Raw genomic sequence first — 24,040 nt, forward strand, 5'->3', positions numbered from 1 at the left:
TCGCATGCAGCGAAAACTCTCAATAGAGCTTGGAGGATGAAGATAATTTCATGTTGTACGCGGTGACTGCGTTGCGCACGCAGATGAAACTATCTTCATCTTGCCGATCAGCCCTCAGGCCGTCATCGGCGTGACTTCCGGCACAGAGCGGGACAGGCAGGTGCCGGGTTTTTCATCCGGCGCGAGGGCGTAGCAGTACAAGGTCAGCCGCGCACCGTTGCTGCTGGCGTCGCCAATATCGAGCGCATAGCCGTGCAGACGCACGATGGCGCTGACGATGCTGAGCCCCAGGCCCGAACCGCCGGTGGTGCGGCTGTTGTCGCCACGGTAGAAGCGACGCGTCACCGCGTCGCGCTCGTCAGCCGGAATTCCGGGGCCGCTGTCGATCACATCCACGCGCGGTCCACGCTTGTCCATGCTCGCGCGCAGGCTGACCTTGCCGCCCGCCGGCGTGAACTTGATCGCATTACCCACCAGGTTCGCCAGCGCCTCAAACAGCAGATGCGCATCCGCACGCACGGGCTGCAGCGACTGGATGTCGACCTCGAAGGTCTGGCCGCGATCCTCGGCGACGGGCGCATAGAACTCGTGCACCTGGCGCAGCACCTGCCCCACGTCCACTTCATCGAAGCAGGCCGCGCGATGGCGGTCTTCCAGTTCGGACACCCGCAGCAGCGCGCGGAAACGCGTTAGCACTTCGTCGATATCGACGATGCACGACTCCACCAGCGCCGACTCGGGCTCGCCATCGAGTTGCTGCTGCGTGCGGTACAGGCGTGCACGCAGGCGCGTCAGCGGCGTGCGCAGGTCGTGGGCGATGTTGTCGCAAACGCCCTTCACTTCGTTCATCAGCCGCTCGATCTCGCCGAGCATGGTGTTGACGATGCCGGCCAGCTGGTCGAGTTCATCGCCGCGACGGCTGATCGGCAGGCGCTTGGAGAGATCGCCTTGCCGGATCGGATCGGTCGCGTCCTGCAGCGCACGGATGCGCTTCTCCGGACCGCGACGCAACAGGAAGCCGCCGAGCAGACCGGGAATGATGGTCAGCGAGATGCCCCACAGCAGCGCTCGGCGCACGATCGCGCCGATGCCGTCGATGGTGCTGATGTCCTTGGCGATCACCAGGATGTCGCCATTGGGCAGGGTCGAGGCCAGGCCGCGTGCGCGTACGCGCTCCGCATCGCGGTCGGAGCGCGGCAGGCCGTGCCTGAGCAGGTGCACCTGCCCGTCGCGCAGCAGCGACGCCGGCAGATGGTCGATATTGCCTGCCACCGGCTGGTGATCCTTGTCGAACAGGCCCACCGACATGATGCCGTGCGGATCGATCGCAGCAGCCGCATCCACCGTCGCGGCCAGGCGCGCCGGATCGGTCGAGGCGATGTAATGCATGCGTTGCTGCAGCATCTGGTCGATCACGCTGTTGAGATAGCGCGTGGTCTCCCACTGGATCGCGCCAACCAGCACCGCACCCCATACGACGAACAAGGCGCCGTAGATGAGGATCAACCGCGAGGTGGTCGAATGCCAGCTATTGGGACGTGCTTTCATGACACCACCGGAGCAGTTTCATTGGCGGCGGCGAGCATATAACCGGTGCCGCGCACGGTATGGATCAATGCCGGTTGCCCGGCGCCGTCGATCTTGCGCCGCAAGCGCGCGATATGCACGTCGATCACATTGGTACCGGGATCGAAATGGAAGCCCCACACCGTCTCGAAGATCATCGTGCGGGTCAGCACCTGCCCGGAATTGCGCATGAGGAATTCGAGCAGGCGGTATTCCGTGGGCAGCAGGGTCAGCGGCTGGCCGGCGCGATAGGCCACGTGGCTCACCAGGTCCAGTTCCAGATCGGCCACGCGCAGGCGCTGCACCGACTGCGGCTGGCGACGGCGCAGCAGCACTTCCGCGCGCGCCGACATTTCATCCGGCGCAAACGGCTTGGTGAGGTAGTCGTCGCCGCCGGCGCGCAGGCCGCGCACGCGCTCGTCGACATCGCTCAGCGCACTGATCATCAGCACCGGCGCATCGCTGCCGGCGCGGCGCAATTCAGCCACCACATCGATGCCGTCCATGCCGGGCAGCATGCGATCCAGCGTGATCAGGTCGTAGCCGCCTTGCAGCGCATGCGCCAGACCATCGCGGCCGTTCGCCACCCACTCCGCGAACATGCCGTGCGCACTCAACTCCGCGACGATTTCTCGCGCGGTGGTTTCGTCGTCTTCGATGACCAGCACTCGGGGCATGGGGACGCTACAAACAAAATCCGGTGGTGGGAAAGCGGGGACAGCCGTGTCCTCGCAAAGCCAAACGGCCCCGAGAGGGGCCGCTTGTCATCTTACGCCGACAAGAGAGATCAGGCCGCGAACAGCCCGCGCATCTTCTTCATGGCGTTGGCCTCGACCTGGCGGATGCGTTCGGCGGAAACGCCGTACTCGTCCGCAAGATCCTGCAGCGTGGCCTTGTCTTCGTTCAACCAGCGGCGCTGGATGATGTCGCGCGAACGCTCGTCCAGGTTCTTCAACGCCGCCGACAAGGTGTCGAGCTGGTTGTCGGCCTGGTCGGCATCGGCCACGTTGTCGTACGGGTCGGCGCCGTCGTCGATCAGGAACGCTTCCGGTGCCGGCTTGGCATCGTCCTCGGCATCGGCCGGGGCTTCGAAACCAATGTCACGGCCGGACAGGCGCGATTCCATCTCGCGCACCGTCGCTTCGGGCACGCCCAGATCCTTGGCCACCGTGCGCACTTCTTCGGCGTTCATCCAGCCCAGGCGCTTCTTGCTCTTGCGCAGGTTGAAGAACAGCTTGCGCTGCGCCTTGGTCGTGGCGACCTTGACGATGCGCCAGTTGCGCAGGATGAACTCGTGCATTTCGGCACGGATCCAATGCACGGCGAAGCTCACCAGGCGCACGCCCTGATCCGGGTCGAAGCGCTTGACGGCCTTCATCAGGCCGATATTGCCTTCCTGGATGAGGTCGGCGATCTGCAGACCATAACCGCTGTAACCGCGCGCCACGTGCACCACGAAGCGCAGGTGCGACATCACCAGTTTGCGGGCGGATTCAAGGTCTTCCTGTTCGTTGTAGCGGCGCGACAGCGCCTGCTCCTCGTCCTGGCTGAGCACCGGAATCCGATGGACCGCCGAGATATATGCATCCAGGCTGCCGACGACACTCGGCACCGGCAGGTTGGCGGTCACCAAAGCTTGAGACATGGACGGAACCTCCTCTGAGGGAATCAGCTTAGCACTCGGGTAGTACGAGTGCTAAAGGCCCCGAAAGGTTCCGGGACCTTTGATGTACTCAATAGTACAGGAATTTGAGGCACCTGTCCAGCAGGCGCCCCGGGGAGGGTCCACTATGCGTTTTCGGCGGTTCAGCAGCCGTGAAGAGCCTGTTTCAGGCCAGTTCCGACCGCATCGGCAAGGACCAGTCGATGGGCGGCTCGCCGCGACCTGCCAGGTACTGGTTGGCCGCCGAGAAGTGCCCGCAGCCGATGAAACCGCGATGCGCCGATAAAGGAGATGGGTGCACCGAGCGCAAAATGCAATGGCGGCTGCCGTCGATCAGCTGGCCCTTCTTCTGGGCGTACGAGCCCCACAGCATGAAGACCAGCCCTTCCCGCTCGCGGTTGAGCGCGTCGATCGCCGCATCGGTAAAGCCTTCCCAGCCTTTGCCCTGATGCGAGCCGGCGGCGGCCTGCTGCACGGTGAGCGTGGCGTTGAGCAGCAGCACGCCGCGGTCGGCCCAGGGCGTGAGGCAGCCATGGTCGGGCGCCCGGAAACCCAGGTCGCGCTGGATCTCCTTGAAGATGTTCAGCAGCGACGGCGGCGTGGCCACGCCCGGCCGCACCGAGAAGCACAGGCCATGCGCTTGGTTCGGGCCGTGGTACGGGTCCTGGCCAAGGATCACCACCCGCACGGCGTCGAACGGAGTGTGGTCGAAGGCGGCGAAGATCTCGGGACCGGGCGGATAAATGACTTTGCCGGCCTGCTTTTCGGCGCGCAGGAAGTCCGATAGCGCCTGCATGTCGGGGCGCGCCAGATAACCGCCGACGCGTTCTTTCCAGGACGGCTCCAGCCTTACCGGATGTTCGGTCACGCCGCCTCGCCCCGCTCGCGCAAGTGCTGGGATACGCGCAGCTGGAACAGCAGCTTGGTCATCAGCAGTTTTTCCTCGATCGGCTTCTCGACCAGATCGTTGGCGCCGGCGCGCAGCAGCGCGGCCTGGTTGGCCGGATTCTCATCGCCCGTCATCACCAGCACGGGCAGCCTGCCCTTGCTGTAGTGGTATTCGCGGCGGATGCGCTCGAGCAGGTCGCCGCCGGTGAGCTCACCCTTGAGGCTGACGTCGGTCAGCACGATGTCCGCGCCGACCTTGTCCTGTTCCTTGGCCTTGTCCAGCAGCACCAGGGCGTCTTCGACGCTGACCACGTGATAGACGGTCAGGCCATGCTTTTCGAGGATGCGGCGGGTCGCCAGCGCGACCACGCGGCTGTCTTCCACATAGAGCACTTCGCCCTCGGCCGAATCGACCGGCTTCACGTAGCCACGGATGAATTCCGCCAGCGCCTGGAAACCCAGCGACTTGTCGAAGTAATCGGTGACGTGTTCGCCCAGCGTGCGGCTGTGCAGGCGACCGTCGACATCGCCCGAGACGACCACGATGGGCACATAGGCCTGTGCGGCGGATTCGCGCACGTGGCGGGCGAGTTCCAGCCCGTCCATGTCGGGCAGGCGCAGCGCGATGGTGATGAAGTCGAACGCGCCGGCCTCCAGCAGCTCCTTGGCTTCGGCGCCGCTGCCGGCACCTACCACGTCGCTGTCGGGCAATTCGGTCTTGAGCACGCGGGAGATCAGCTGGCGCACGACCTTGGAGCCATCCACCACCAGCACCCTAGGCGCTGTTCCCACCACTCGACTGCTGAAACTTCCGCTCATCCCCAATCACCCACGTAGTGTCCAGCGTTTCCTGCCTGCGTCATGCCGGTGCTTCCTCCGAGCACCCGGGCACCCCGAGCAGGCATGCTGCACCATCCCCACCAAGCTTGCATGACAACATTGCTCCGGGCGTGAGCCGGCGCACGCTTCACGCCGCCTTGCGCAATTGCCAGGCGCTGACCAGGCGGGCGCCCAGCCAGCCGAGTACGGCCGCGGCCACCGGTACGGCGCCCAGCAGCCACAACGGCAGCACGTCCACCTGCAGTTTGCCGGCATACACCTGACCCAGGCGCTGCACCGGCTCGGCCAGCGCCAGCTCGACCAGCACGGCGAAACCCACCGCCAGCACGCCGGCAAACAGTCCGTACCAGATGCCCGCATACAAATAGGGACGACGCACGAAGGCGCGGCTCGCACCCACCAGCATCAGCACGCCGATTTCCTCGTGCCGGCTGGCGATGTCCACGCGCACCGTATTGCCCACCACCAGCAGCACCGCAACCGCGAGCAGTCCGGCGAGAATCATCACGATGCGTTCGCCGACGCCCAGCAGCGCTTCCAGACGCTGCCGCCAGGTGCCGCCGTCCTGCACCTGATCCACGCCCGACATGCCGCGCATGTCGGCGACCAGGTGGTCGATGCTATCGGCGCTGGCGTCCGCCTTGGGCTGCACTTCCAGCACGAACGGCAGCGGATTGACGTCCAGCGCATGCAGCGCGCCGGAGAAGCCCTGCATCTTGGCCAGTTCGTCCATGCCCTGGTCGGGCGACTTCAATTTGACGCCAGCGACTTCGCTGCGTTCGCGCAGCTTCTTCGCCAGCATGTCGGCGGAGGAGACGCTCTGCCCCGGCTGCATGAACACGCTGATGGTCTGGTTCTGGCCCAGCGCATCGCCCATCTTCTGCAGGTTGCCCAGCAGCAGATAGAAGGTGAGCGGCAGCGCCAGCGCGATGGCCATCACGGCGACGGTGAGCAAGGTGCCGACCGGGCGCGACATCAGCCGACGCAAACTGGCCGCCGCGCTCCAGCCGTGATGCTCGCGCCAGCTCGCCACCGGGCGCGCCTTGGTGCGGATGCCGCGGCTCTGGTCGGAAAGCAGCGGGCTCTCCATCGGAAATTCGGGCTGGGTGCTCATAGCACCTCCTGTGCGGCCACATCGGCGACCAGGCGACCGTGATCGAGCACGACCACGCGCTTCTTCATGCGCTTGATCAGCGGCAGATCGTGGCTGGCGATCACCACGGTGGTGCCGACATTCTGGAATTCGGCGAACAGGCCCATGATCTCCACCGCCAGGGTGGGATCGAGGTTGCCGGTGGGTTCGTCGGCGATGAGCAGGGTGGGCTTGGCGACGATGGCGCGGGCAATGCCCACGCGCTGCTGTTCGCCAGCGGACAGCGTGGCCGGCAGCTGCCGTTCGTAGGCAAGCAGGCCGACTTTCTCCAGCGCGGCGCGCACGCGCTTGCCGCGTTCGTGCGGCGCCATGCCGCCGATCACCAGCGGCAGTTCGACATTGGCGAACACGGTGCGATCCATCAGCAGGCGATGGTCCTGAAACACCATGCCCAGGCGGCGACGCAGTTTGGGAATCCCGGCGCGGCCGATTTTGGCCAGGTTCTGCCCGTCGAGGGTGACCACGCCATGCGAGGGCCGCTCGATCAGGCCGAGCAATTTGAGCAAGGTGCTTTTGCCGGCGCCCGAATGGCCGGTGATAAAGGCCATCTCGCCCGTCGCCACCTCGAAGGAGAGCTGCGACAAGGCCTCGTGGCCGCCTTCATAGCGTTTGCTGACTTGGTCGAAGCGGATCACCGCGTGTCCCCGAATCCGAATGGGAGAAGGATAAGGGATGCACGCGTGAAGGTCAGTGGCTTTGTGCGCCGAGGCTGTCGCGGGTTCAGCCCGCGACAGCCCGTGGCAAGCGGACCGCTTAGTGGCCGATGAAGAAGCGGCTCAGGCGGCGGAAGAAGCCCTGCTTCTTCGGCGCGTCCTGCGCGTCGCCCGGCTTGCCCGACGTGATGGCCACATGGCGCGACGGACGCGAGTGGTTGTTGTCGCCGCCATTGCGCTCACGCGGCGGACGACGCTCGCCACGCGGTGCGCGCGTGCCTTCGGCCGGCGTGTTGGCGCCACCCTCGACGACCACGGCATCGCCTTCGCGACGACGGTTGCGTCCGCCACGGCGACGACGACGCTTGCGCTCGCCCGCCTCGCCCGTGGCCTCTTCGGCCGGGGCCGGCGCGGCGGGCTTGGTCACCACGGCCTCGGCGCTTTCGCCGGCAGCCGTCTCGACGCGCGGTTTGCGCGGTTCACGCGGCGGCCGGTCGCCACGCGGGCGATCGCCACCACGGCCACCGCCGCTGCGCGAACCCTTGCGCGGCGAGCCGTCCTTTTCGCGCTGTTCGACCTTGTCGCCGAACGCGGCGCTGTCCGCGGCCGAATCGGCCACGAACTGGGCGTCCTGCTCGCGCGGCTTGGGCATCACCAGCAGATCGGCTTCGATGTTGGCCACCGGGATGCGCTGGCCGATATAGGTTTCGATATCCGGCAGGCTCATCGCGTACAGATCGCAGGCGAAGCTGATCGCATCGCCCTCGGCGCCCAGGCGGGCGGTACGGCCGATGCGGTGCACGTAGTCTTCCGCGTCCTGCGGCAGGTCGTAGTTGAAGACGTGGCTGACCGCCGGGATGTGCAGGCCGCGCGCGGCGACGTCGGTGCACACCAGGATGTCGAGCTGGCCTTCCTGGAAGCGCTGCAGCAGCTTCTGGCGCTTGAGCTGCGGCACGTCGCCCGACAGCGCGCCGACGCGGTAGCCGTAGCGCTTGAGACGATCGGTGATCTTCTCGGCCGCGGCCTTGGTGTTGACGAAGATGATGCTGCGCTCGGCCTTGGTACGCTCAAGCAGGTTGAGCAGCAGCGGCATCTTCTCTTCCTTGGCGGGGAAGTAGACCACCTGGCGGACGCGGTCGGCGGTGACGTTTTCCGTCTCCACTTCCAGCTTCTCGGCGTTGTGCATGTGCTCGTAGGCCAGCTCCAGCACGCGATGGCTGAGCGTGGCGGAGAACAGCAGCACCTGGCGCTGCTCGCGCGCCGGCAGGCGGCGGAAGATGAAGCGCACGTCCTTGATGAAGCCCAGGTCGAACATGCGGTCGGCCTCGTCGATCACCATCACTTCGACGGCGTCGAGGCTGAACACGTGCTGCTTGAAGTAGTCCAGCAGGCGACCTGGCGTGGCGATGATGATGTCGCAGCCATCCTTGAGCTGCTGGCGCTGCTTGTCGTAATCCACGCCGCCATAGATCAGTGCGGTGCGCAGGCCGGTGTAGCGGCCGATCGCCTTGGCATCCTTCTCGATCTGGATGGCCAGCTCGCGGGTCGGGGCGATCACCAGGGCGCGCGGATCGCTGTCCTTGCGCTCGGCCACGGCCGGCGTGGTCAGCAGGCGATTCATCATCGCCACCAGGAAGGCGCAGGTCTTGCCGGTGCCCGTCTGGGCCTGGCCGGCGACGTCGCGACCCGTCAGCGCGACCGGCAGGGTCAGCGCCTGGATCGGCGTGCAGCGGGTGAAGCCCGCCTCGTCGAGGCCTTGCTGGAGCAGCGGATGGAGATCGAAATTGGTGAAAAAGGTATCGGTGAGTACAGTTTGGGACATCGTAAGGAGAACTCGAGTAAGGCAGCGCCCGGGGGCAGCCGCCTGGATCCTTGCCGGTGAGACGCAACAAGGAACGGTGGATGGTCGGCGCGACCGGGACGTGGCGACAGGCGCTGTCCGCTGGGATGGCGCGTGCCGGCGACACGTATCCCTGGCAGGACACCGTCGGGAGCGGTGGTGTGCGACGGCTCCGCTGGCATAGGTCAGAGGGCTGGGCGGCCTAAACCACTGGCAGCCATAGGAATCTCTCTCACCTATGTCAACGGAGCCATCCTTGCCCACCGCGAGGGGAAAGCCCGTTCAGCATACCGAATAGGCCTACAGACTCCCTTGAATCGCTTGAATCGTGCCCCGAGTTACGTTGGAATGGAGGCCTGCCGCAACGGCACCAGACTTCCTTACGGTACGACCCCGCGCTTCATGGGCACCCCAGTGTAGCCGATGCTGGGCGCGCGGTCGTGAAGCCCCTACCCGCAGCCCTCGGAGACCCCGGTGAGCGATCTGATTACCCATGTAAGCGATGATGCCTTCGAGCAGGAAGTGCTCAATTCCGATACCCCCGTCCTGCTCGACTTCTGGGCGGAATGGTGTGGCCCCTGCAAGGCGATCGCGCCCATCCTGGACGAGCTGGCCAAGCAGTACGAAGGCAAGCTGCGCATCGCCAAGATCAATATCGACCACAACCAGAAGACGCCCCGCAACTACGGCGTGCGCGGCATCCCGACCCTGATGGTGTTCAAGAACGGCAAGGTCGAAGCGACCCAGATCGGCGCCGTCAGCAAGGGCGCGCTGACCCAGCTGATCGACAAGGCCATCGTGGCCCCGACCGCCAACGCCGTCTAAGGCGTGTTTGTCCAAGGCCAATCAGGCCAACTCAGAAAACTTTTCTGAACTTTACCGGCCGCGGCGCTTTACGCCGCCGCGGACCGGGTGCTAGATTCGATCCACGTTCGTCGGGACTGTCCTGTCCCCTGCGCCATCCGCGCGACGCAACCTTCCCTCCTTTTTTCAACGGCGCCCCGCAGAGGTTTGCCCGTGTCCGATATCGAAAGCAAAGATTCCAACGACGCCAAGAGCGCCGACGCCAAGCCTGTGGCTGAGCCTCGTCCGCGCGCACCGCGCAAGTCCGCTGCCGCCGCTGCTGCCCAAAAGGCCGAGAAGCAGGCCCAGCTGGACATGCCGCCGCTGCCGCCGATCGAGCGAGCCGCACCGCCCGCCGTCGAAGCCTATGCCCCGCCTGCTCCCGCACCCGCCGCCGACTCGGCGCCGAGCGACGGCAACAGCAATGGCCAGCGCCAGCCGCAGGAAGCCCGCGAGGGTGGCCAGCAGCAAGGCGGTGGTCAGCAGCAGGGCGGCAACCCGAATTTCAACAACCGCAATGACCGCAACGACCGTGATGGTCGTGGTCGTCGTCGCCGGCACGAGCGCAATCAACCGCGCGGTCCGGGTGGCCAGGGCGGTGGTGGCCAGCAGCACGCCCGCAACAACAACGGCCTGCCGGTGGACGACGAGTACGCCGATGCCGGCAGCAACGACCGCCTGATCAACCTGACCGAGCTCAAGCGCAAGAACGCCTTGCAGCTGCTCGAATTCGCCGAATCGCTCGGCGTGCAGGAAGGCGTGGCGCGCGCCCGCAAGCAGGACGTGGTGTTCAACATCCTCAAGGCGCATGCCCGCTCCGGCGGCGGCATCTGGGCCGAGGGTGTGCTGGAAATCCTGCAGGACGGCTTCGGCTTCCTGCGCTCGGCCGACGAGTCCTACCTCGCCGGCCCGGACGACATCTATGTGTCGCCCAGCCAGATCCGCCGCTTCAACCTGCGCACCGGCGACTACATCACCGGTCGCGTGCGTCACCCGAAGGAAGGCGAGCGTTACTTCGCGATGCTCAAGGTCGACGACATCAACGGCGATCCGCCGGAGGCGTCGAAGAACAAGATGCTGTTCGAGAACCTCACCCCGCTGTTCCCGCGCAAGGCATTCAAGCTCGAGCGCGGCAACGGTTCCAGTGAGGACATCACCGGCCGCATCCTGGACCTGGTCGCCCCGATCGGTCGCGGCCAGCGTGGCCTGATCGTCTCGCAGCCGAAGTCCGGTAAGACGATGATGCTGCAGAACATCGCGCAGGCCATCACGTACAACCATCCCGACGCCCACCTGATCATGCTGTTGATCGACGAGCGTCCGGAAGAAGTGACGGAAATCGCCCGCACCGTGCGTGCCGAAGTGATCTCCTCCACCTTCGACGAACCGGCCGTGCGCCACGTGCAGGTGGCCGAAATGGTCATCGAGCGCGCCAAGCGCCTGGTCGAGCACAAGAAGGACGTGGTGATCCTGCTCGACTCCATCACGCGTCTCGCCCGCGCCTACAACACCGTGGTGCCCAGCTCCGGCAAGGTGCTCACCGGTGGTGTGGATGCCAACGCCCTGCAGCGTCCCAAGCGCTTCTTCGGCGCGGCCCGCAACGTGGAAGAAGGCGGCAGCCTGACCATCATCGCCACTGCGCTGACCGACACCGGCAGCAAGATGGACGAGGTGATCTACGAAGAGTTCAAGGGCACCGGCAACATGGAAGTGCACCTGAGCCGCCGCATCTCCGAGAAGCGCGTGTACCCGGCCATCGACATCAACCGCTCCGGCACCCGCCGCGAAGACCTGCTGATCGAACCGGACATGCTTTCCAAGATCTGGATCCTGCGCAAGCTGCTGCATCCGATGGACGAGCTGGCCGCGATGGAGTTCATGCTCGACAAGATGAAGAACACCAAGTCCAACGACGAGTTCTTCAATTCGATGAAGCGCTGATCGCTCGTCGGTCGCTTTACGCAAAGGCCGCCCCAGGGCGGCCTTTGTCATGCAGGGAGCGCAGCGTGCTTCGGATGAATGGCGCTACGTGCTGCAACGAATCGAAGTCACCGTGCGACGCGCAAGCACGCGCCCATCCAGATCCGTGAGCAGGATGGTGGTGCCATCAGCCACCCAGTCCCCCGTGCGCGCCATGCCCCGCCCGCGAGCTTCATGCCACGGCTCGGGCGCCTCTCCAACGGTGTAGATATAGATCGTGCCCACGCGCCTCCTGGGCATCCACCAATGCACGTCCACCTCCACACGCGGATGATCGCATTGCTCGATGTGGGACGGACTGACCACCAGGAACGGGTCGGTGTCTGCGCCCAGTACACGGCGCCAGATGGCCACCAGCCCCGCGCACGCACAAAAGATGGCGACGTAGGTCAGGCCGCGCCGTACCGGCGATCCACTCAGGCTAAAGCGCATGGCGCACCTTCGGGTCGACGTCATCATCAAACGCGTCATCCAGTTGCATGCGCGCCGCCGAGTAGAGACCGTCCAGCAACTGGCTGTTGTCGGCACCGTCAGCTTCGCCCATCGCCTCACGTCCCGCTGCCGCGGCAAAGGAAAAATAGGCAGGGGCTTTGACATGCGCGAGCTCGAGCACCGTCTGCGGAAGCATCCAGGCATACATGTTCCTGGTGCTCCCGTGTCCCGGCACGTTGCTCACCGCCACCCAGGGCACGCGCTGCGACTCGGCCGGCTGTCCATTGCGAAAACGCAGCTCGCGATAGACCTTTTCGAATCCCGGCAAATGGTCACCGTAGAAGACCAGTACATAAGGGCGGCCCCGGTGCTCCAGATAACTCCAGAGCCGGCCAAACTCCCGATCGGCGGCGGCAATGTGATACGCATAGCGCGAGAATTCGTCACGCCCCACACGCGACAGACCCGCGGGCATGGCGATGGCCATGCGCGCAGCCTCGTCGTTGACGGGCGCCCCCTTGTAGGGCCCGTGCGCCTCAATACTTATCGCAAAGACGAAGGTCGGTCGTTGCTCCTGCTGAAGCTGCGCAATGATCTCCTCCGTCATGGAATGATCCGAGAGAAACAACCCATCCTTGAACCCGGTGGGCTTGAACTCGTGGGTAGTGACAAACGTCGAGAAGCCCAGCGAGCGGAATGCGTATCGACGATTCCAGAACTCCCCGCTGTTGCCGTGTATCGCCACGGTCCTGTAGCCGGCGTCGTCGAAGGCATGCGGCAGGCCCGGCAACGTGTCACGGGAAATCTGCAGGTAGGGAAATTGCATCCGCGGGTATGCGGCCAGCGGAATGCCGGTCAACACCTCAAATTCGGTGCGTAGCGTGCCGCCGCCGAAGGTGGGAACCGTCATCAGCCCGCTGACGCCGACTGCCGTGGCCTGGTGCAACGAAGGCAGCCATGGCGTCGTGTCGGGTACCTCTTCGAGCACGTCTGGATTGAAGAATGACTCGCTTTGAATCACCACGACGTCCGGTGGTATCCCCGCAAAAGTCGCCGCATCGGACGACGGCAGGTTCAGCCGGAGCTTCAGCTGCTTGACCGCACGTCCGTCGATGGGCTCATCGAGCGCCTGACCCATATAGTCCGTCTCATGCAGCAGCGTGCCCAGCACGCCCGCACGGAACTGCGTCAGAAAGGGAGAAGCAGGCGATATACCCAACAGCTCTTCGCTATAGGCCCGTCTGCCCATGTCGCCAAAAAGCAGGTACGCACCAACGCCCAGGACGACAGCCAGGCATCCCAGTCGCACCAGCACCCTGCCGATCAACAGCGGTCGCTCGATGCGCCAGAGCAGCACGGCACCAGCGACGAGCAGTACGAATCCCAGCAACAGCCAGGCAGCATTGATGTAGTGAGCGAAAAGAACGACGGTATTCCAATCGGGATGCTTGAGCAGGTAGCCGTCGAAGGCCGTGAGAGGCAACGCGAGGTATTTGATCTTTTCCGCGTTGATCAGGCACAGGCAGGCCATCAACGCCAGCGACAGGAAAGAGGACAATGCCGCCCGTCCGGTGAGCGCGATCAAGGCACCCAGCAGCACGCAGACAGGAAGCGAGCTGGCCCAGAATCCATAGGAGAACAGGTAGCTGTTCACCTGGACCTTCAACGCCAGGCGATCAATCCACCATGCACCCACCGTCGTCGCCGCCACGGCGACGAGCACCACCCAAACGCGGTACCGCCACATCCCAGCCATCCCGCCCCCCAGGCGTGCGCTTACGCATCGCGTCGCGACAAACGGACGGCCATCTGACTGCTCGCCCGCTAGTGCTTTCGTGAACCTGTCACGCAGCGAAACACTACAGTTACATGACAGCGTGCGCAAGCTTGGCGCAAGCAATAGAGACAATCAGGAATTCCCGACCTCGGGCTGCCTCATGGCGTTGCCAGGCGCGACACCATCCCGACGCTGCCACGACGGCTGATCGCTTCGATACGTTGATCCCAAGGGACCTTTTGGAGGCCCGGGTCGCTTATTGGCGTGGCGAGCGCACGCGCAGCGTATTGCGCCCTGCGGCCTTCGCCTCGTACAGCGCACGGTCGGCGTGACTGAGCAGGGCTTCGCAGCTGGCGCGCGTGGACGACGGAAGATCGTCGAGGCTGGCCACGCCTATGCTGATGGTGACGCAACCATGCGAGCTGTCCGGATGCCAGATGCTGAGCGCGCGGACATCCTGCAGCACATGCTGCGCCACCTGCTGCGCACCCGCCGCGCGCGTGCCCGGCAATACCGCGATGAATTCCTCGCCGCCGTAGCGGCCGACCATGTCGTCATGACGCTGGATGCGCGCGCGCAGGCACGCCCCGATCGCGCGCAGGCATTCGTCGCCGAGCTGATGGCCGAAGCGGTCGTTGTAACTCTTGAAGAAGTCCACATCGATCATCAGCATCGACAGCGGAACGCCCTTGCGCAGGCAACGCCCGGCCTCCTTGGCGACGGCGTCGTCCATGCGCCGGCGATTGGCCAGGCCGGTCAGGTGATCGTGGTTGGCCTGGTGGTGCCAATGGCGACGCGCTTCATCAGTCGCCTCCTGCATGCGTTTGCGCGCGGTGATGTCGACCAGCACCGAGGTGATGCCCTGTACCCTGCCGTCCACATCGCGCACCGACTGCAACGCCAGCATGAAGTGCCGTCCGTGGCAGGCCACTTCGCGCTCCATGCGATCGACGCCGGCATCGAAGTGGGCAAAATCATCGCGCAGCTGTTGGTGCGCACCAGGCAGGTAATCGTTGACCTGCCGGCCGATCACGTCAGCCGGCGCAAGCCCGTGAATCGCAGCATACGCGCGGTTCGCGGCGAGACAGCAACCATCGCGGCCGATCACGCCGAGCGCGACCGGAAGGGTGTCGTACAGAGCCTGCAGCGAGGCCGTCGGCAGGCGCGTGGGCGCGGCGCGCAACGGCGCCGTCAACGCATCCACTGCTTGAAAACGCGCAGCATCAAGAGCAGCGCGATGGCGCCCAGGATGGCCGTCACCACTGACGCGATGTACCCATCGCCCACGCTGATGCCGGCGAGATGGGCGAGCCAGCCGCCAAGACATGCGCCCAGCACACCGATCAGGATGTCGATGATCAAGCCATACCCATCGCCCTTCACCAGCACGCTAGCGAGGCAGCCAGCCAACGCACCGAGGATGATCCACACCAGCAGGTTGTATTCCGCCATAGCCCGGCCTCTCTGGTACGCGAAACCAGCGCAGCGATGGATTGCCACACAGGTGGGTGACCTTGCTGCGCGACGAGGTTGCACCGCAACGAGGCTTGCACCTGCTCGGGCAAACCTCGTGCGGTGATCTCCGTGAAAATCCCAACAAACCGGCCAGGGGTTGCGCGGTTTGTCGCCGGCGTACTCACCGGCACATGTCATCCATGGCATGCGGAAAGCCCTCACGCGATCGGTGCCGCTGTCGCGACATACCGTTCGGGTGAACATGGATCCATTGGACGATGGGCGGCGCGCGGGAGGAATCAGAACATTCCTAGCGTGCCCGCGGAGGTCGATGCGTTCCGGCGCAGACCCAAACGCCGGCCTAGGCTGTTTGACCTATTTTCGCGCCGTGCAGACGCGCCAACATGGACCGGCCGCCCGGCGTTACCCAAGCAGATGCATCGTGATGTTGGGCAGGCTCCCGCCGCCGCACGCGATGTCCGAATCTGCCGGGACACTCTGCGGAGCCGGCCACCGATGTTTCCTTGCCCGATCTCAGCTGCAGCCTGTGCCAAGGCACGCGTGGCTCCTCGCCCGCTCCCTCGCGTTACTCCCCTACCCCATGGATGTCCTGCACGCGCATCGCCATGCCGTCATCGCATGGCCGTGCCTTCAATCGACTGACCGTTGCACACCAACCGGGGACTTCCCCACAGGAGCACGCGATGAAACACACCACGTTCGGGCTGGCACTCACGCTGCTGTTTTCATGCACCACGGCGGCCATCGCTGCCGACAACGCAAAGACCCTGGTCGTGCGCGATTACACCGACTCGGTGGCGCCGGCCGATCAGGAAGCCTATGAAGCGGGCATCAAGGCGTTCAATCAGTGCCTCAGCCAGCACGGCTTCAAATACAACTGGGGCGCCTGGGTGCATGAAACAGGTGACACCTATGCCTACTCCTATGTGACCGACCCACTCCCCTGGTCCGCGTTCGACGCGATGCGCACGGCCGGCAAGGCCTGCGACGGCGCCATCCGCACCGGCGTCAATCCCCATCTGAAGAGCGAGATCAGCGCCTTCATGGAGATCCATCCGGAACTGAGCCACATGGCCAACGGGCAGACCATCAACCAGCCCTACATCGAAGTGATCAGCTTCAAGTTGAAGCAGGGACACGAGGCACGCGAAGCCTTCCTCGACGTGGTGAAAAAGATCACCGCGGCAGCCGACAAATCGAAATGGCCGAACTACTACGCCACCGGCGAGATACGCGACGCAGGCGGCGATGCGCCCGACTTCCAGGTACTGATTCCCGCCAAGTCATGGGAAGAAATAGGCAAGGAACCGGCCACGCCGTTGTGGGCCATGGTCGAGAGCGTCTACGGCAAACCGGAGGCGCAGGCCATGCGCAAATCGCTCAACGATGCCGTGCAGGAGCAGAACTCGCATGTGGACAGCTACAACACCGACTTGAGTTACAAGGCGTCCGGCAAATAACCAGCCTGTCGACCGACCGGAAGAACAAAGGCCGCTCGAGGGCGGCCTTTGTTGTGTTGGCTGGGTGATGCGCAGAAGCGCGTGACTTAGATGCTTCCCGCGCCCGCCGTACTCGCCGTGGTCCCTGCGCTCCCCGCAAAGTCCGTCACCAGCGATACGCGACGATTGGGCATGCCCTGGTCACCCGTCGCGCCCTTCACCACCTGTCGGTTCTTCGCCTTGCCATAGCTCACGGCGCGCACCTGGTCGGCATTGAGGCCGCCGGTCTGCACCAGGTAATCGCGCACGGCTTGCGCTCGCTTGAGCGCCAGCTGCTGGTTGTAGCCGGCCGAACCGGCAGGGTCGGCGAAGCCTTCCGCGGTGATCACCGCGTTGGCGTGGTGATCGCGCATCACCTTTGCAAAATCGTCGAGCCGTTGCTTGTCCTCATCGCGCAGCGTGCTCTGGTTGGTATCGAAGTGCGCAATGGTGTCCACGCTGATACGGCCCGCCATGGCCGTGATCTGGGTGTCGTATTGCGCAAACTTGGTGTGCATCTCCTGCGTGATCGCATCGATCTCCTGCTGTTGCTTCTGATCGTTGCTGCGCAGTTCTGCCACGGTGGCATCGAAGTCGCTTTTCTTGACATAGCCGGTGCAGCCGCAAAGCGCGACCACGAACAGTCCGACCAGGCCACGACCGATACGAGTGCTGGTACTTGCCATGGTGTTCTCCTCTCGTTAGCGGTGCGCAAACACTCGCCGCGTTGACGGCGAGCGCATTCGCTCAAGGAGTATGCACGGCAGGCGTCAAGCTGGCGCCAATGCGTAAATCTACGGGTTTGGACGTCTATTTGCGGGACCGGGACGCGCTAAGACCGCAGCCAGGTCTTTCATGGCCGCAGTCCATCTCACCATGCGCCAAAAATCCAAAACACCGCATGAATATGGGCGCCCGGCAGGGGCACCTTTGGCGGCTCAAGACCGCCCGGTGACCTTGCGGAAGCGGCGCTCCTGCACGACCCACATGCCCAGGCCGTAGCCGGCGCCGGCCAGCGCGCCCCATAGCAGGGCGGACTCCGCCACGGTCAGGCGCGGATGGGGGATGACGTAGGTCATGATCAAAAACATGGGGAGGCCATAGAGCAGCACCCCATTCAACAGCACATAGCGCAGCCGTCCCTGCGCGCGGATCCTGGCCCAACGATCGAATTCCCTGGTCTGCATGCGTGCCCCCGTAAGCCTCGCTCTGAAAGTAGAACCAGGCTTGGAACGCGCGAGCAGCCCATGGGTTGAATCCCCCCAGTGGATTCGTTCAGAACTTAGAACTCGGTCCAGCTTTGATCCGCCGTGGCGAGGGCCCGCACGGGGTTCGTTGATCTGCGAAGCGCCGCCGTCCGCGTGGGCGCGGCGTGAACCGCCCGTGCTGCCGATTCGCTTCGTGCCTCACCCGTCAGGGTGAAGTAAGCCACCTGATTCATCAGCACTTGGGACAGGTCCAGCGTGTTGCGGCTGGCGGCGCTGGCCTGTTCTACCAGGGCGGCGTTCTGCTGGGTGACTTCGTCCAGCGAGAGCACGGCGTTGTTTACCTGCCCGATGCCCGCCGACTGTTCTTCCGAGGCCGCGGCGATCACCTCGACGATGGTGCTCACCTCGCGCACTTCGTCCGCGATGTCGCTAAGCACGCTGTCCGTGCGCTGCACCAGCGTGGCGCCTTGGGCGACCTTGTCGGCGACGTCCTGGATCAGCGACTTGATGTTCTTGGCCGCAGCACCACTACGCTGCGCCAGCACTCGCACTTCCGAGGCGACCACGGCAAAACCGCGACCCTGCTCGCCGGCGCGGGCCGCCTCGACGGCCGCATTGAGTGCCAGCAGATTGGTCTGGAAAGCGATCTCGTCAATCATCACCACGATCTCGCCGACTTGCTTGCTGACTTGCGTGATCGCGGCCATCGCATCAACGGCGCCATGGGCGATGTCGCGGCCTTCGTCCGCACGCTGGCGCATGCGCATGGCCATGCCGCGGGCCTGGCTCGCGCCTTCGGCGTTCTGCTTGACCGTGCTGGAGAGTTCTTCCATGGATGCGGCCGTTTCCTCCAGTGAACTCGCCTGCTCCTGCGTGCGCTGCGAGAGATCATCGTTGCCCTGCGACAGGTCGCGCGCGGCGGAGGTCACCTGCTCGGCCACATCGCGCACCTGCGTGACGATGCTGGCGAGCTGGCGATCCATCGCATCAAGCGACCGCAGCGTGTCGCTGAATTCATCATTGCCGGCGATCACCGTGGCGTTGTTGAGTTTGCCTTGCTGGATCGCACTGGCCAGTGCGCGAGCCTGCTCGAGTGGGCGGGTGACTGCGCGTATCAACGCGATGGCCGCAGCCACCAGCCAGCCCAGGGCGACTGCCAGCACGGCAAGCGCCATCTCCCAGGTGCGAGTGAAGCTGGCCGCGGCGGCTTGCTTATGGTCTGCCGCCTGTTTCGCGTTGATGGCCCTCAGGCGATCGATGAGCGCCGTGGCGCGGCCCATGGCATCGGCGACCTTGGCCAGATGCAGCTGGCGCGCCTGATCGGTCTTGCCGTCGTCGAGCCACTGGGCCTCGCGGCTCGCCTCGGGGCCGGTTTCCGCCATCAGGCTGGCGAACTCGGTGGCCACCTTGCTCTCCTCGTCGCTTGAAACCATGGCTGGGTAATAAGTTTTCCAGGCTGCCGACAGGCGCTCGTGACCGAGCTTGATGCGCGCCGACGCATCGCGCCGAGAGGGCTCGATCAGCGATTGGTTGAGTGCCTGGCGATCATCCACGATCGCTGCGCGCATCGCGCTGACCGTGACGATCGCCATCAAGTTGTTCTGATAGATGTCGTCGACCATGGCATGTGTCTTGCGCACGCCTACCATTCCCACCATGCCGACGACGAACGCGAGCGCCAGGGCGAGGCCCATGGTCGCGATGATTCTCAAACGAATGGTGACACGCATGCTGCCGACTCCCCGATGGATGACTCACCCTGTAAGGGAGATCGGCGAAGCAAGCGTCATCCTTGATGGGAGCTTTGATGCGCGACGGCGTAGGGATTAGCCGATGCAGCGCCTGCAGAATTCAAGCTGACGCATCACGCCATGTGTTCGATGCCATCGGGCAGCGTAACCCACGGGTGCATGCACTCCTCGTACACCGAAATGCTCGGCGCGGGAAAATCGGCATTGGAAAACGCACCCACCGGCACGCCCACCAGACCCTCGACCGAATCCAGACGGTAGTACACGGTGGCGCCGCACTGCGGACAGAAGTAGAACGTGGCCGAACCACCCGTCTCGCCGTGCCGCACATAAGCCGTCGCGTTGCCGCGGATCACCACCGCACTCTCGTGAAAGCGCGCCTGCACCCCGAACACGCTGCCGGTGCGCCGCTGGCAGGCATTGCAGTGGCAGATCGAGACGCGCAGCGGCTCTTCGGTGGCCCGTAGCATCAGCTGGCGGCAACTGCAGGTGGCAACGCGCTGTGGCATGGCGGGCTCTTGGCGGGCAAAGGAAGAAACGTATCGACGCGCGCACTATACGCGGACGCAAGACCCCAGGCTGCCCGCCGGCCGGCACCCATGCTACGGTCGGCGCACTACCTGCGGAGCCTCTCCATGTCCCCGTCCCGTGCCTGGCTGGTCGCCACCTTCGCCATCCTGTCCACCCTCGCCAGCCTGCCGCTCGCGGCGCAGGGCCTACGCGTGATGAGCTTCAACGTGCGCGTGCCCGTGGCGACCGACGGCCCCAACCGATGGGAGGCACGGCGCGACCTGATGGTCAGCACCATCCGCGAACAACACCCCGATGTGCTTGGCACACAGGAACTCCACCTGGAACAGGGCGACTACATCGTTTCCAAGCTGCCCGAGTACACCTGGTTCGGCATCGATCGCCACGGCGGCCACAGCGACGAGCACATGGGTGTGTTCTATCGCAAGGACAAACTCGTACTGAAGGACTCGGGCAACTTCTGGCTATCCGATACGCCCGACGTACCCGGCAGCATCACCTGGGGACACCCTTATCCGCGCATGGTGACCTGGGCTTTGTTCGAGGACAAAGCCACGCACCGCAGCTTCTACTACTACAACACGCACCTGCCCTATCAGGAGCAGGACGAGCCGGCGCGCGTCAAAGGGGCCAAGGAAATCCTTGGTCGTCTTGCCGCGCTGCCGGCGAATGCGCCCTTCATTTTGACCGGCGACTTGAATACTGATGCCAGCAGTCCGACGTATGCGCTGCTGACCAAGGAGCTGGTTGATACGCGCGCTGTCGCTGGCAAGGTGGAAGGGCCGGAGAAGACCTTTCACAACTTCACCGGCAATCCGACTGAGCGCATCGATTTCATACTGGAGCGCGGTTTCAAGCCGACGCGTTTTGCCACGCTGACTACGCAGAAGGATGGGCGCTATCCGTCCGACCACTTTCCGGTTGTCGCCGACCTCAGCTGGAAATAGCGCGAAACTCACCTTGTAGGAGCGCACCCTGTGCGCGACTGCGGTGCACCGCAGCGATCGGTCGCGCACAGGGTGCGCTCCCACAGGGGGATAGGCCGCTCCCGCATTCCAGTAATCGCTGATCCACGCTGAAATCAGGTCCATGCCCCACAACCTGCGAGATCCTTGTGGGAGGGCACCCTGTGCCCGACTGCGGTGCGTCACAGGTGGCCTGTCGCGCACAGGGTGCGCTCCCACAGGGGGATCGGCCGCTCCCGCGTTCCAGTAATCGCTGATCCACGCTGAAATCAGGTCCATGCCCCACAGCTTGAGAAATCCTTGTGGGAGGGCACCCTGTGCCCGACTGCGGTGCGTCACAGGTGGCCTGTCGCGCACAGGGTGCGCTCCCACAAGGGGATCGGCCGCTCCCGCGTTCCAGTAATCGCTGATCCGCGCTGAAATCAGGTCCATGCCCCACAACCTGAGAAATCCTTGTGGGAGGGCACCCTGTGCCCGACTGCGGTGCGTCGCAGGTGGCATGTCGCGCACAGGGTGCGCTCCCACAGGGTTTTGTTGCACGCTGGGGCGCGATCCATCACCGCCCCAGCCGCTCCCGCTTCGCCTTCATCACCTGCTTCGCCATCGCACCAAACTGACGACCCTGCTCGCGTTGCTCGCGCAAGGTCTGCTTCGCGCGCATCGCCTCTCGCTGCAGCTTGCGGTAGTTGGCGACGCGTCGTGCATCCAGCGTGCCCTCGGCCAACGCCGCTTCCACTGCACATCCGGCGTCGCCATGGTGATGGCAATCGCCAAAGCGGCACTGCGAGGCCAGCGCCGCGATCTCTTCGAACACTGCATCCAATTCCGGATTCGCCGTAGCAAGGCGCAACTCGCGCATGCCTGGCGTATCGATCACCCAGGCAGCGGATGCGGTCGGAAACATCTCCCGCGCCGTGGTGGTGTGACGCCCACGGGCATCGTCTTCGCGGATGCCAGACGTGCGTTGCGAGGCATCTTCGATCAATCGATTGGTAAGCGTGGATTTGCCCACGCCAGAGGAACCGACAAACGCCACCGTCCTGCCCGGCGCCAGCCACGGCGCGAGTTGCGACACCGAGGCGTCGTCCAGCGCGTTCACCGCCACGACGACCACGCCAGGCATCAGTTGCTCCGCCTCGGTCACATAGCCCGAAACACCCTCGCCGATATCCGCCTTGGTCAGCACGATCACCGGTGTCACGCCCGCATTGAGCGCCAGCGTGAGATAGCGTTCCAGGCGCGACGGATTGAAGTCGTCATTGCACGAAGACACCACGAAAAGCACATCAAGATTGGCCGCAATCGACTGGCGCTGGTGATCACCACCGGCCGCAATACGCTCGATCAGCGACTGGCGATCGAGCACGCGCAGCACGCGATCCGCATCATCCGCGAGCCACACCCAGTCACCCACCGCCACGCCGGCATCGCTCTCTGCCACATGCTGCGAGAGAATGGCGGAAGTCTGCCCGCGCGACGACAACACCGTCAGCCCACCGCGATGGACCGCCAGCACACGCGCCGGATAACCGGCCTCGAAATCAGCCAAGGTCAAGGATTGCGCGTACTCAGCGCGCCAGCCGAGCTGGAGCAGCGAAAACGTCTGAAGAGACATGGAAACACCCTGGAAACAAGGAAAACGACGGCCACGCGAGAGGGGCCGAACGAAGTGCCGGGGTGCGAAACGAGGAATGAAGCGCGTGCCAGCCGAGGGCTGGCAGAAACATCAGAAGCGCGTCGACCCGGCAGAGGCTGCAGCTACAACATTCATTGTTATTTCCTCCTAAGGCTGGGTTGACGGGAGGCGCAGAGTAGCCACGCGCAACGGCCGTTGCAAGTACTTATTTTCGTTAGACGTTACGCATAAGCGAGCATACACCTGCGTATTGCAGCACACGTGCCGGCCCTGGCTTTTCAAAATCGCACGCCGCAGAACGCAGAAGGCCAGCTCACCGGCCGGCCCCTGCATCACCATGGTCGCTGCGCTCCGTCAGGCCGCGCGCTACATCTGCTCCACCGGCAACACCCGACGACGCGACCGCTCGCGCAGCGAACAGTCACGCAGCGTATCGGCCATCGCCTCCAGATTTGGGATGCCATACAGGTACACCGACGTCATGCCCGCATCGGACGAATGCAAGTGCACCGTGCTATAGCCCAGCATACGCTGCCCCAGCGGCTTGTGCAGATCGATATGGTCGACGCGGAACAGCTCCAGGTTGTCCTGCATCTTGGAGAACAATCCGCGTTCGATGCGCACGCGCTGCGTGGTGATGGTGAAACGCGTGGAGAGGCTGCGTATCCAGTAGACCAGCAAGGCGATGCCGAGGGTGACGACGATAAGCACGTACTGTCCCGCCGAATACACCACCGCCGGATGACCTTCGAACAGGGTCCGCTCCGTCGTGGCCTCACGCGCCGCCACATAGGCATCGATATCCGTACCGCAGAACCGGCACTTGTGCGCCGTGGCCATGATCATCTCGCCACAGGCCGGACACGGCTTACGCTGCTCGTCCATCTCACACCCCACTGGTTAGTCCCGTGAGGATTATGCGGCCTAACGCTCCAAGCTGGCTGAGCGAACGGATAACCCCGCCCCGGCTTAGCCTGGCAGTGGCAGGCACGCCATGATTTCCACCGAATCGCCCGGGAAGATCGAAAAATGCGGGTGGCCCTCGAACAGCTTGGCCGCCGCCTCCTGCGATTCGGCCCGCACCACGGTGTAGCCAGTCATCTGGTTGCGGATGCCTTCGATGCCGCTCTTGGAGATACGCAATGTTTTGCCGAGCGGCGTGCCGACGTCGACGATGGCGTCCTCGTGCGCCTGCACCCAGGCGCCCCAGGCCTGAATGCCCTGCTGCACCCGCGCCTGCCGATCGGCGTCGCTGAGCTCATCCCAGCCCGATGCCTTGTGAGTCGCTTCCGAGCCGATATAGACCGCGAGAAACTGTTTCATGGTTGCCTCCAGGATGGATAGGTGGATGGATGCTGTC

Annotated in this window: 23 protein-coding genes; 4 read left to right on the forward strand and 19 right to left on the reverse strand. The window is 64.4% G+C overall.

The annotated features are described in order from the left end of the window. Positions 1 to 114: 114 nt before the first annotated feature. The 8 genes from Y882_RS07720 to Y882_RS07755 form a co-directional block, all read right to left on the reverse strand. A complete protein-coding gene (locus Y882_RS07720) occupies positions 115 to 1,548 on the reverse strand; it encodes a sensor histidine kinase (protein ID WP_046971326.1) in 1,434 nt (477 codons plus the stop codon). After that, a complete protein-coding gene (locus Y882_RS07725; protein WP_046971327.1) occupies positions 1,545 to 2,243 on the reverse strand; it encodes a response regulator transcription factor in 699 nt (232 codons plus the stop codon). Before Y882_RS07725 ends, Y882_RS07720 begins: the two co-directional genes overlap by 4 nt. 110 nt (positions 2,244 to 2,353) lie before the next feature. Continuing rightward, positions 2,354 to 3,211 (reverse strand): RNA polymerase sigma factor RpoH, encoded by an 858-nt coding sequence (rpoH, locus tag Y882_RS07730; RefSeq protein ID WP_046971328.1) that lies wholly within the window; start codon positions 3,209 to 3,211, stop codon positions 2,354 to 2,356. A gap of 184 nt (positions 3,212 to 3,395) precedes the next feature. Further along, the gene (gene ung, locus Y882_RS07735; protein WP_046971329.1) at positions 3,396 to 4,097 is read right to left on the reverse strand and encodes a uracil-DNA glycosylase; all 702 of its coding nucleotides are present in this window, start codon (positions 4,095 to 4,097) and stop codon (positions 3,396 to 3,398) included. Next, positions 4,094 to 4,936, reverse strand: a complete 843-nt coding sequence (locus tag Y882_RS07740; protein WP_046971330.1) for a response regulator — start codon at positions 4,934 to 4,936, stop codon at positions 4,094 to 4,096. The genes ung and Y882_RS07740 overlap by 4 nt, the downstream gene beginning before the upstream one ends. Before the next feature lie 148 nt (positions 4,937 to 5,084). Next, positions 5,085 to 6,071, reverse strand: coding sequence for a permease-like cell division protein FtsX (gene ftsX, locus Y882_RS07745; protein WP_046971331.1), 987 nt, complete (start codon positions 6,069 to 6,071; stop codon positions 5,085 to 5,087). Continuing rightward, on the reverse strand, positions 6,068 to 6,745 hold the full coding sequence (gene ftsE, locus Y882_RS07750; protein ID WP_046971332.1) for a cell division ATP-binding protein FtsE: 678 nt from the start codon (positions 6,743 to 6,745) through the stop codon (positions 6,068 to 6,070). Before ftsE ends, ftsX begins: the two co-directional genes overlap by 4 nt. Positions 6,746 to 6,863: 118 nt before the next feature. Further along, positions 6,864 to 8,585 (reverse strand): DEAD/DEAH box helicase, encoded by a 1,722-nt coding sequence (locus Y882_RS07755; RefSeq protein WP_046971333.1) that lies wholly within the window; start codon positions 8,583 to 8,585, stop codon positions 6,864 to 6,866. 492 nt (positions 8,586 to 9,077) lie between these two features. Here Y882_RS07755 and trxA point away from each other — a divergent pair, with 492 nt between their 5' ends. Then, positions 9,078 to 9,428 carry a thioredoxin TrxA gene (trxA, locus tag Y882_RS07760; protein WP_046971334.1) on the forward strand — a complete coding sequence of 117 codons (351 nt, stop codon included), beginning with the start codon at positions 9,078 to 9,080 and terminating at the stop codon, positions 9,426 to 9,428. Positions 9,429 to 9,620: 192 nt separating this feature from the next. Beyond that, a complete protein-coding gene (rho, locus tag Y882_RS07765; RefSeq protein ID WP_046971382.1) occupies positions 9,621 to 11,387 on the forward strand; it encodes a transcription termination factor Rho in 1,767 nt (588 codons plus the stop codon). A gap of 84 nt (positions 11,388 to 11,471) precedes the next feature. Here rho and Y882_RS07770 read toward each other — a convergent pair whose 3' ends face one another. The 4 genes from Y882_RS07770 to Y882_RS07785 all read right to left on the reverse strand — a co-directional run bounded on the left by Y882_RS07770 (position 11,472) and on the right by Y882_RS07785 (position 15,087). Beyond that, on the reverse strand, positions 11,472 to 11,858 hold the full coding sequence (locus Y882_RS07770; protein ID WP_046971335.1) for a hypothetical protein: 387 nt from the start codon (positions 11,856 to 11,858) through the stop codon (positions 11,472 to 11,474). Beyond that, positions 11,848 to 13,605 carry an LTA synthase family protein gene (locus Y882_RS07775; protein ID WP_046971336.1) on the reverse strand — a complete coding sequence of 586 codons (1,758 nt, stop codon included), beginning with the start codon at positions 13,603 to 13,605 and terminating at the stop codon, positions 11,848 to 11,850. Before Y882_RS07775 ends, Y882_RS07770 begins: the two co-directional genes overlap by 11 nt. A gap of 286 nt (positions 13,606 to 13,891) precedes the next feature. Then, entirely contained in the window at positions 13,892 to 14,830 is a 939-nt protein-coding gene (locus Y882_RS07780; protein ID WP_162207402.1) for a GGDEF domain-containing protein, read from the reverse strand. After that, complete coding sequence (locus Y882_RS07785; RefSeq protein WP_046971337.1) at positions 14,827 to 15,087, reverse strand: GlsB/YeaQ/YmgE family stress response membrane protein; 261 nt, start codon at positions 15,085 to 15,087, stop codon at positions 14,827 to 14,829. Before Y882_RS07785 ends, Y882_RS07780 begins: the two co-directional genes overlap by 4 nt. 707 nt (positions 15,088 to 15,794) lie before the next feature. Between Y882_RS07785 and Y882_RS07790 the strand changes: the two genes are divergently transcribed. Continuing rightward, positions 15,795 to 16,571 carry a hypothetical protein gene (locus Y882_RS07790; RefSeq protein WP_046971338.1) on the forward strand — a complete coding sequence of 259 codons (777 nt, stop codon included), beginning with the start codon at positions 15,795 to 15,797 and terminating at the stop codon, positions 16,569 to 16,571. An 86-nt stretch (positions 16,572 to 16,657) separates the two neighbouring features. Here Y882_RS07790 and Y882_RS07795 read toward each other — a convergent pair whose 3' ends face one another. The 4 genes from Y882_RS07795 to Y882_RS07810 all read right to left on the reverse strand — a co-directional run bounded on the left by Y882_RS07795 (position 16,658) and on the right by Y882_RS07810 (position 20,057). Next, complete coding sequence (locus tag Y882_RS07795) at positions 16,658 to 17,275, reverse strand: OmpA family protein (protein ID WP_046971339.1); 618 nt, start codon at positions 17,273 to 17,275, stop codon at positions 16,658 to 16,660. 252 nt (positions 17,276 to 17,527) lie between these two features. Then, positions 17,528 to 17,776: a hypothetical protein gene (locus Y882_RS07800; RefSeq protein ID WP_046971340.1), complete on the reverse strand. Its 249-nt coding sequence runs from the start codon at positions 17,774 to 17,776 to the stop codon at positions 17,528 to 17,530. A 95-nt stretch (positions 17,777 to 17,871) separates the two neighbouring features. Further along, positions 17,872 to 19,527 carry a methyl-accepting chemotaxis protein gene (locus tag Y882_RS07805; RefSeq protein ID WP_046971341.1) on the reverse strand — a complete coding sequence of 552 codons (1,656 nt, stop codon included), beginning with the start codon at positions 19,525 to 19,527 and terminating at the stop codon, positions 17,872 to 17,874. Between the two features lie 134 nt (positions 19,528 to 19,661). After that, the gene (locus Y882_RS07810) at positions 19,662 to 20,057 is read right to left on the reverse strand and encodes a GFA family protein (protein ID WP_046971342.1); all 396 of its coding nucleotides are present in this window, start codon (positions 20,055 to 20,057) and stop codon (positions 19,662 to 19,664) included. Between the two features lie 126 nt (positions 20,058 to 20,183). On the opposite strand from Y882_RS07810, the gene Y882_RS07815 reads away from it, so the two are divergent. Then, positions 20,184 to 21,026 (forward strand): endonuclease/exonuclease/phosphatase family protein, encoded by an 843-nt coding sequence (locus tag Y882_RS07815; protein ID WP_082121004.1) that lies wholly within the window; start codon positions 20,184 to 20,186, stop codon positions 21,024 to 21,026. Positions 21,027 to 21,600: 574 nt separating this feature from the next. On the opposite strand, the gene rsgA is transcribed toward Y882_RS07815, so the two are convergent. The 3 genes from rsgA to Y882_RS07830 form a co-directional block, all read right to left on the reverse strand. Then, positions 21,601 to 22,659 carry a ribosome small subunit-dependent GTPase A gene (rsgA, locus tag Y882_RS07820; protein WP_046971343.1) on the reverse strand — a complete coding sequence of 353 codons (1,059 nt, stop codon included), beginning with the start codon at positions 22,657 to 22,659 and terminating at the stop codon, positions 21,601 to 21,603. A 387-nt stretch (positions 22,660 to 23,046) separates the two neighbouring features. Further along, on the reverse strand, positions 23,047 to 23,565 hold the full coding sequence (locus Y882_RS18805) for a PH domain-containing protein (protein ID WP_082121005.1): 519 nt from the start codon (positions 23,563 to 23,565) through the stop codon (positions 23,047 to 23,049). Between the two features lie 84 nt (positions 23,566 to 23,649). Continuing rightward, entirely contained in the window at positions 23,650 to 24,003 is a 354-nt protein-coding gene (locus Y882_RS07830) for a YciI family protein (protein ID WP_046971344.1), read from the reverse strand. Between the last annotated feature and the right edge of the window lie 37 nt (positions 24,004 to 24,040).

This window comes from Dyella japonica DSM 16301, from assembly GCF_001010355.1.
GTDB classification, from domain to species: domain Bacteria; phylum Pseudomonadota; class Gammaproteobacteria; order Xanthomonadales; family Rhodanobacteraceae; genus Dyella; species Dyella japonica.

Excerpts from the sequence above, each read along its gene's own strand:
- Y882_RS07755 (WP_046971333.1), bottom strand. The coding sequence starts at position 8,585 with ATGTCCCAAACTGTACTCACCGATACCTTTTTCACCAATTTCGATCTC.
- Y882_RS07830 (WP_046971344.1), bottom strand. The coding sequence starts at position 24,003 with ATGAAACAGTTTCTCGCGGTCTATATCGGCTCGGAAGCGACTCACAAG.
- rsgA (WP_046971343.1), bottom strand. The coding sequence starts at position 22,659 with ATGTCTCTTCAGACGTTTTCGCTGCTCCAGCTCGGCTGGCGCGCTGAG.
- Y882_RS07785 (WP_046971337.1), bottom strand. The coding sequence starts at position 15,087 with ATGGCGGAATACAACCTGCTGGTGTGGATCATCCTCGGTGCGTTGGCT.
- Y882_RS07810 (WP_046971342.1), bottom strand. The coding sequence starts at position 20,057 with ATGCCACAGCGCGTTGCCACCTGCAGTTGCCGCCAGCTGATGCTACGG.
- Y882_RS07805 (WP_046971341.1), bottom strand. The coding sequence starts at position 19,527 with ATGCGTGTCACCATTCGTTTGAGAATCATCGCGACCATGGGCCTCGCC.
- Y882_RS07790 (WP_046971338.1), top strand. The coding sequence starts at position 15,795 with ATGAAACACACCACGTTCGGGCTGGCACTCACGCTGCTGTTTTCATGC.
- Y882_RS07770 (WP_046971335.1), bottom strand. The coding sequence starts at position 11,858 with ATGCGCTTTAGCCTGAGTGGATCGCCGGTACGGCGCGGCCTGACCTAC.
- Y882_RS07815 (WP_082121004.1), top strand. The coding sequence starts at position 20,184 with ATGTCCCCGTCCCGTGCCTGGCTGGTCGCCACCTTCGCCATCCTGTCC.
- Y882_RS07720 (WP_046971326.1), bottom strand. The coding sequence starts at position 1,548 with ATGAAAGCACGTCCCAATAGCTGGCATTCGACCACCTCGCGGTTGATC.
- Y882_RS07795 (WP_046971339.1), bottom strand. The coding sequence starts at position 17,275 with ATGGCAAGTACCAGCACTCGTATCGGTCGTGGCCTGGTCGGACTGTTC.
- Y882_RS07740 (WP_046971330.1), bottom strand. The coding sequence starts at position 4,936 with ATGAGCGGAAGTTTCAGCAGTCGAGTGGTGGGAACAGCGCCTAGGGTG.
- Y882_RS18805 (WP_082121005.1), bottom strand. The coding sequence starts at position 23,565 with ATGGACGAGCAGCGTAAGCCGTGTCCGGCCTGTGGCGAGATGATCATG.
- Y882_RS07775 (WP_046971336.1), bottom strand. The coding sequence starts at position 13,605 with ATGTGGCGGTACCGCGTTTGGGTGGTGCTCGTCGCCGTGGCGGCGACG.
- Y882_RS07725 (WP_046971327.1), bottom strand. The coding sequence starts at position 2,243 with ATGCCCCGAGTGCTGGTCATCGAAGACGACGAAACCACCGCGCGAGAA.
- Y882_RS07800 (WP_046971340.1), bottom strand. The coding sequence starts at position 17,776 with ATGCAGACCAGGGAATTCGATCGTTGGGCCAGGATCCGCGCGCAGGGA.
- rpoH (WP_046971328.1), bottom strand. The coding sequence starts at position 3,211 with ATGTCTCAAGCTTTGGTGACCGCCAACCTGCCGGTGCCGAGTGTCGTC.
- ftsX (WP_046971331.1), bottom strand. The coding sequence starts at position 6,071 with ATGAGCACCCAGCCCGAATTTCCGATGGAGAGCCCGCTGCTTTCCGAC.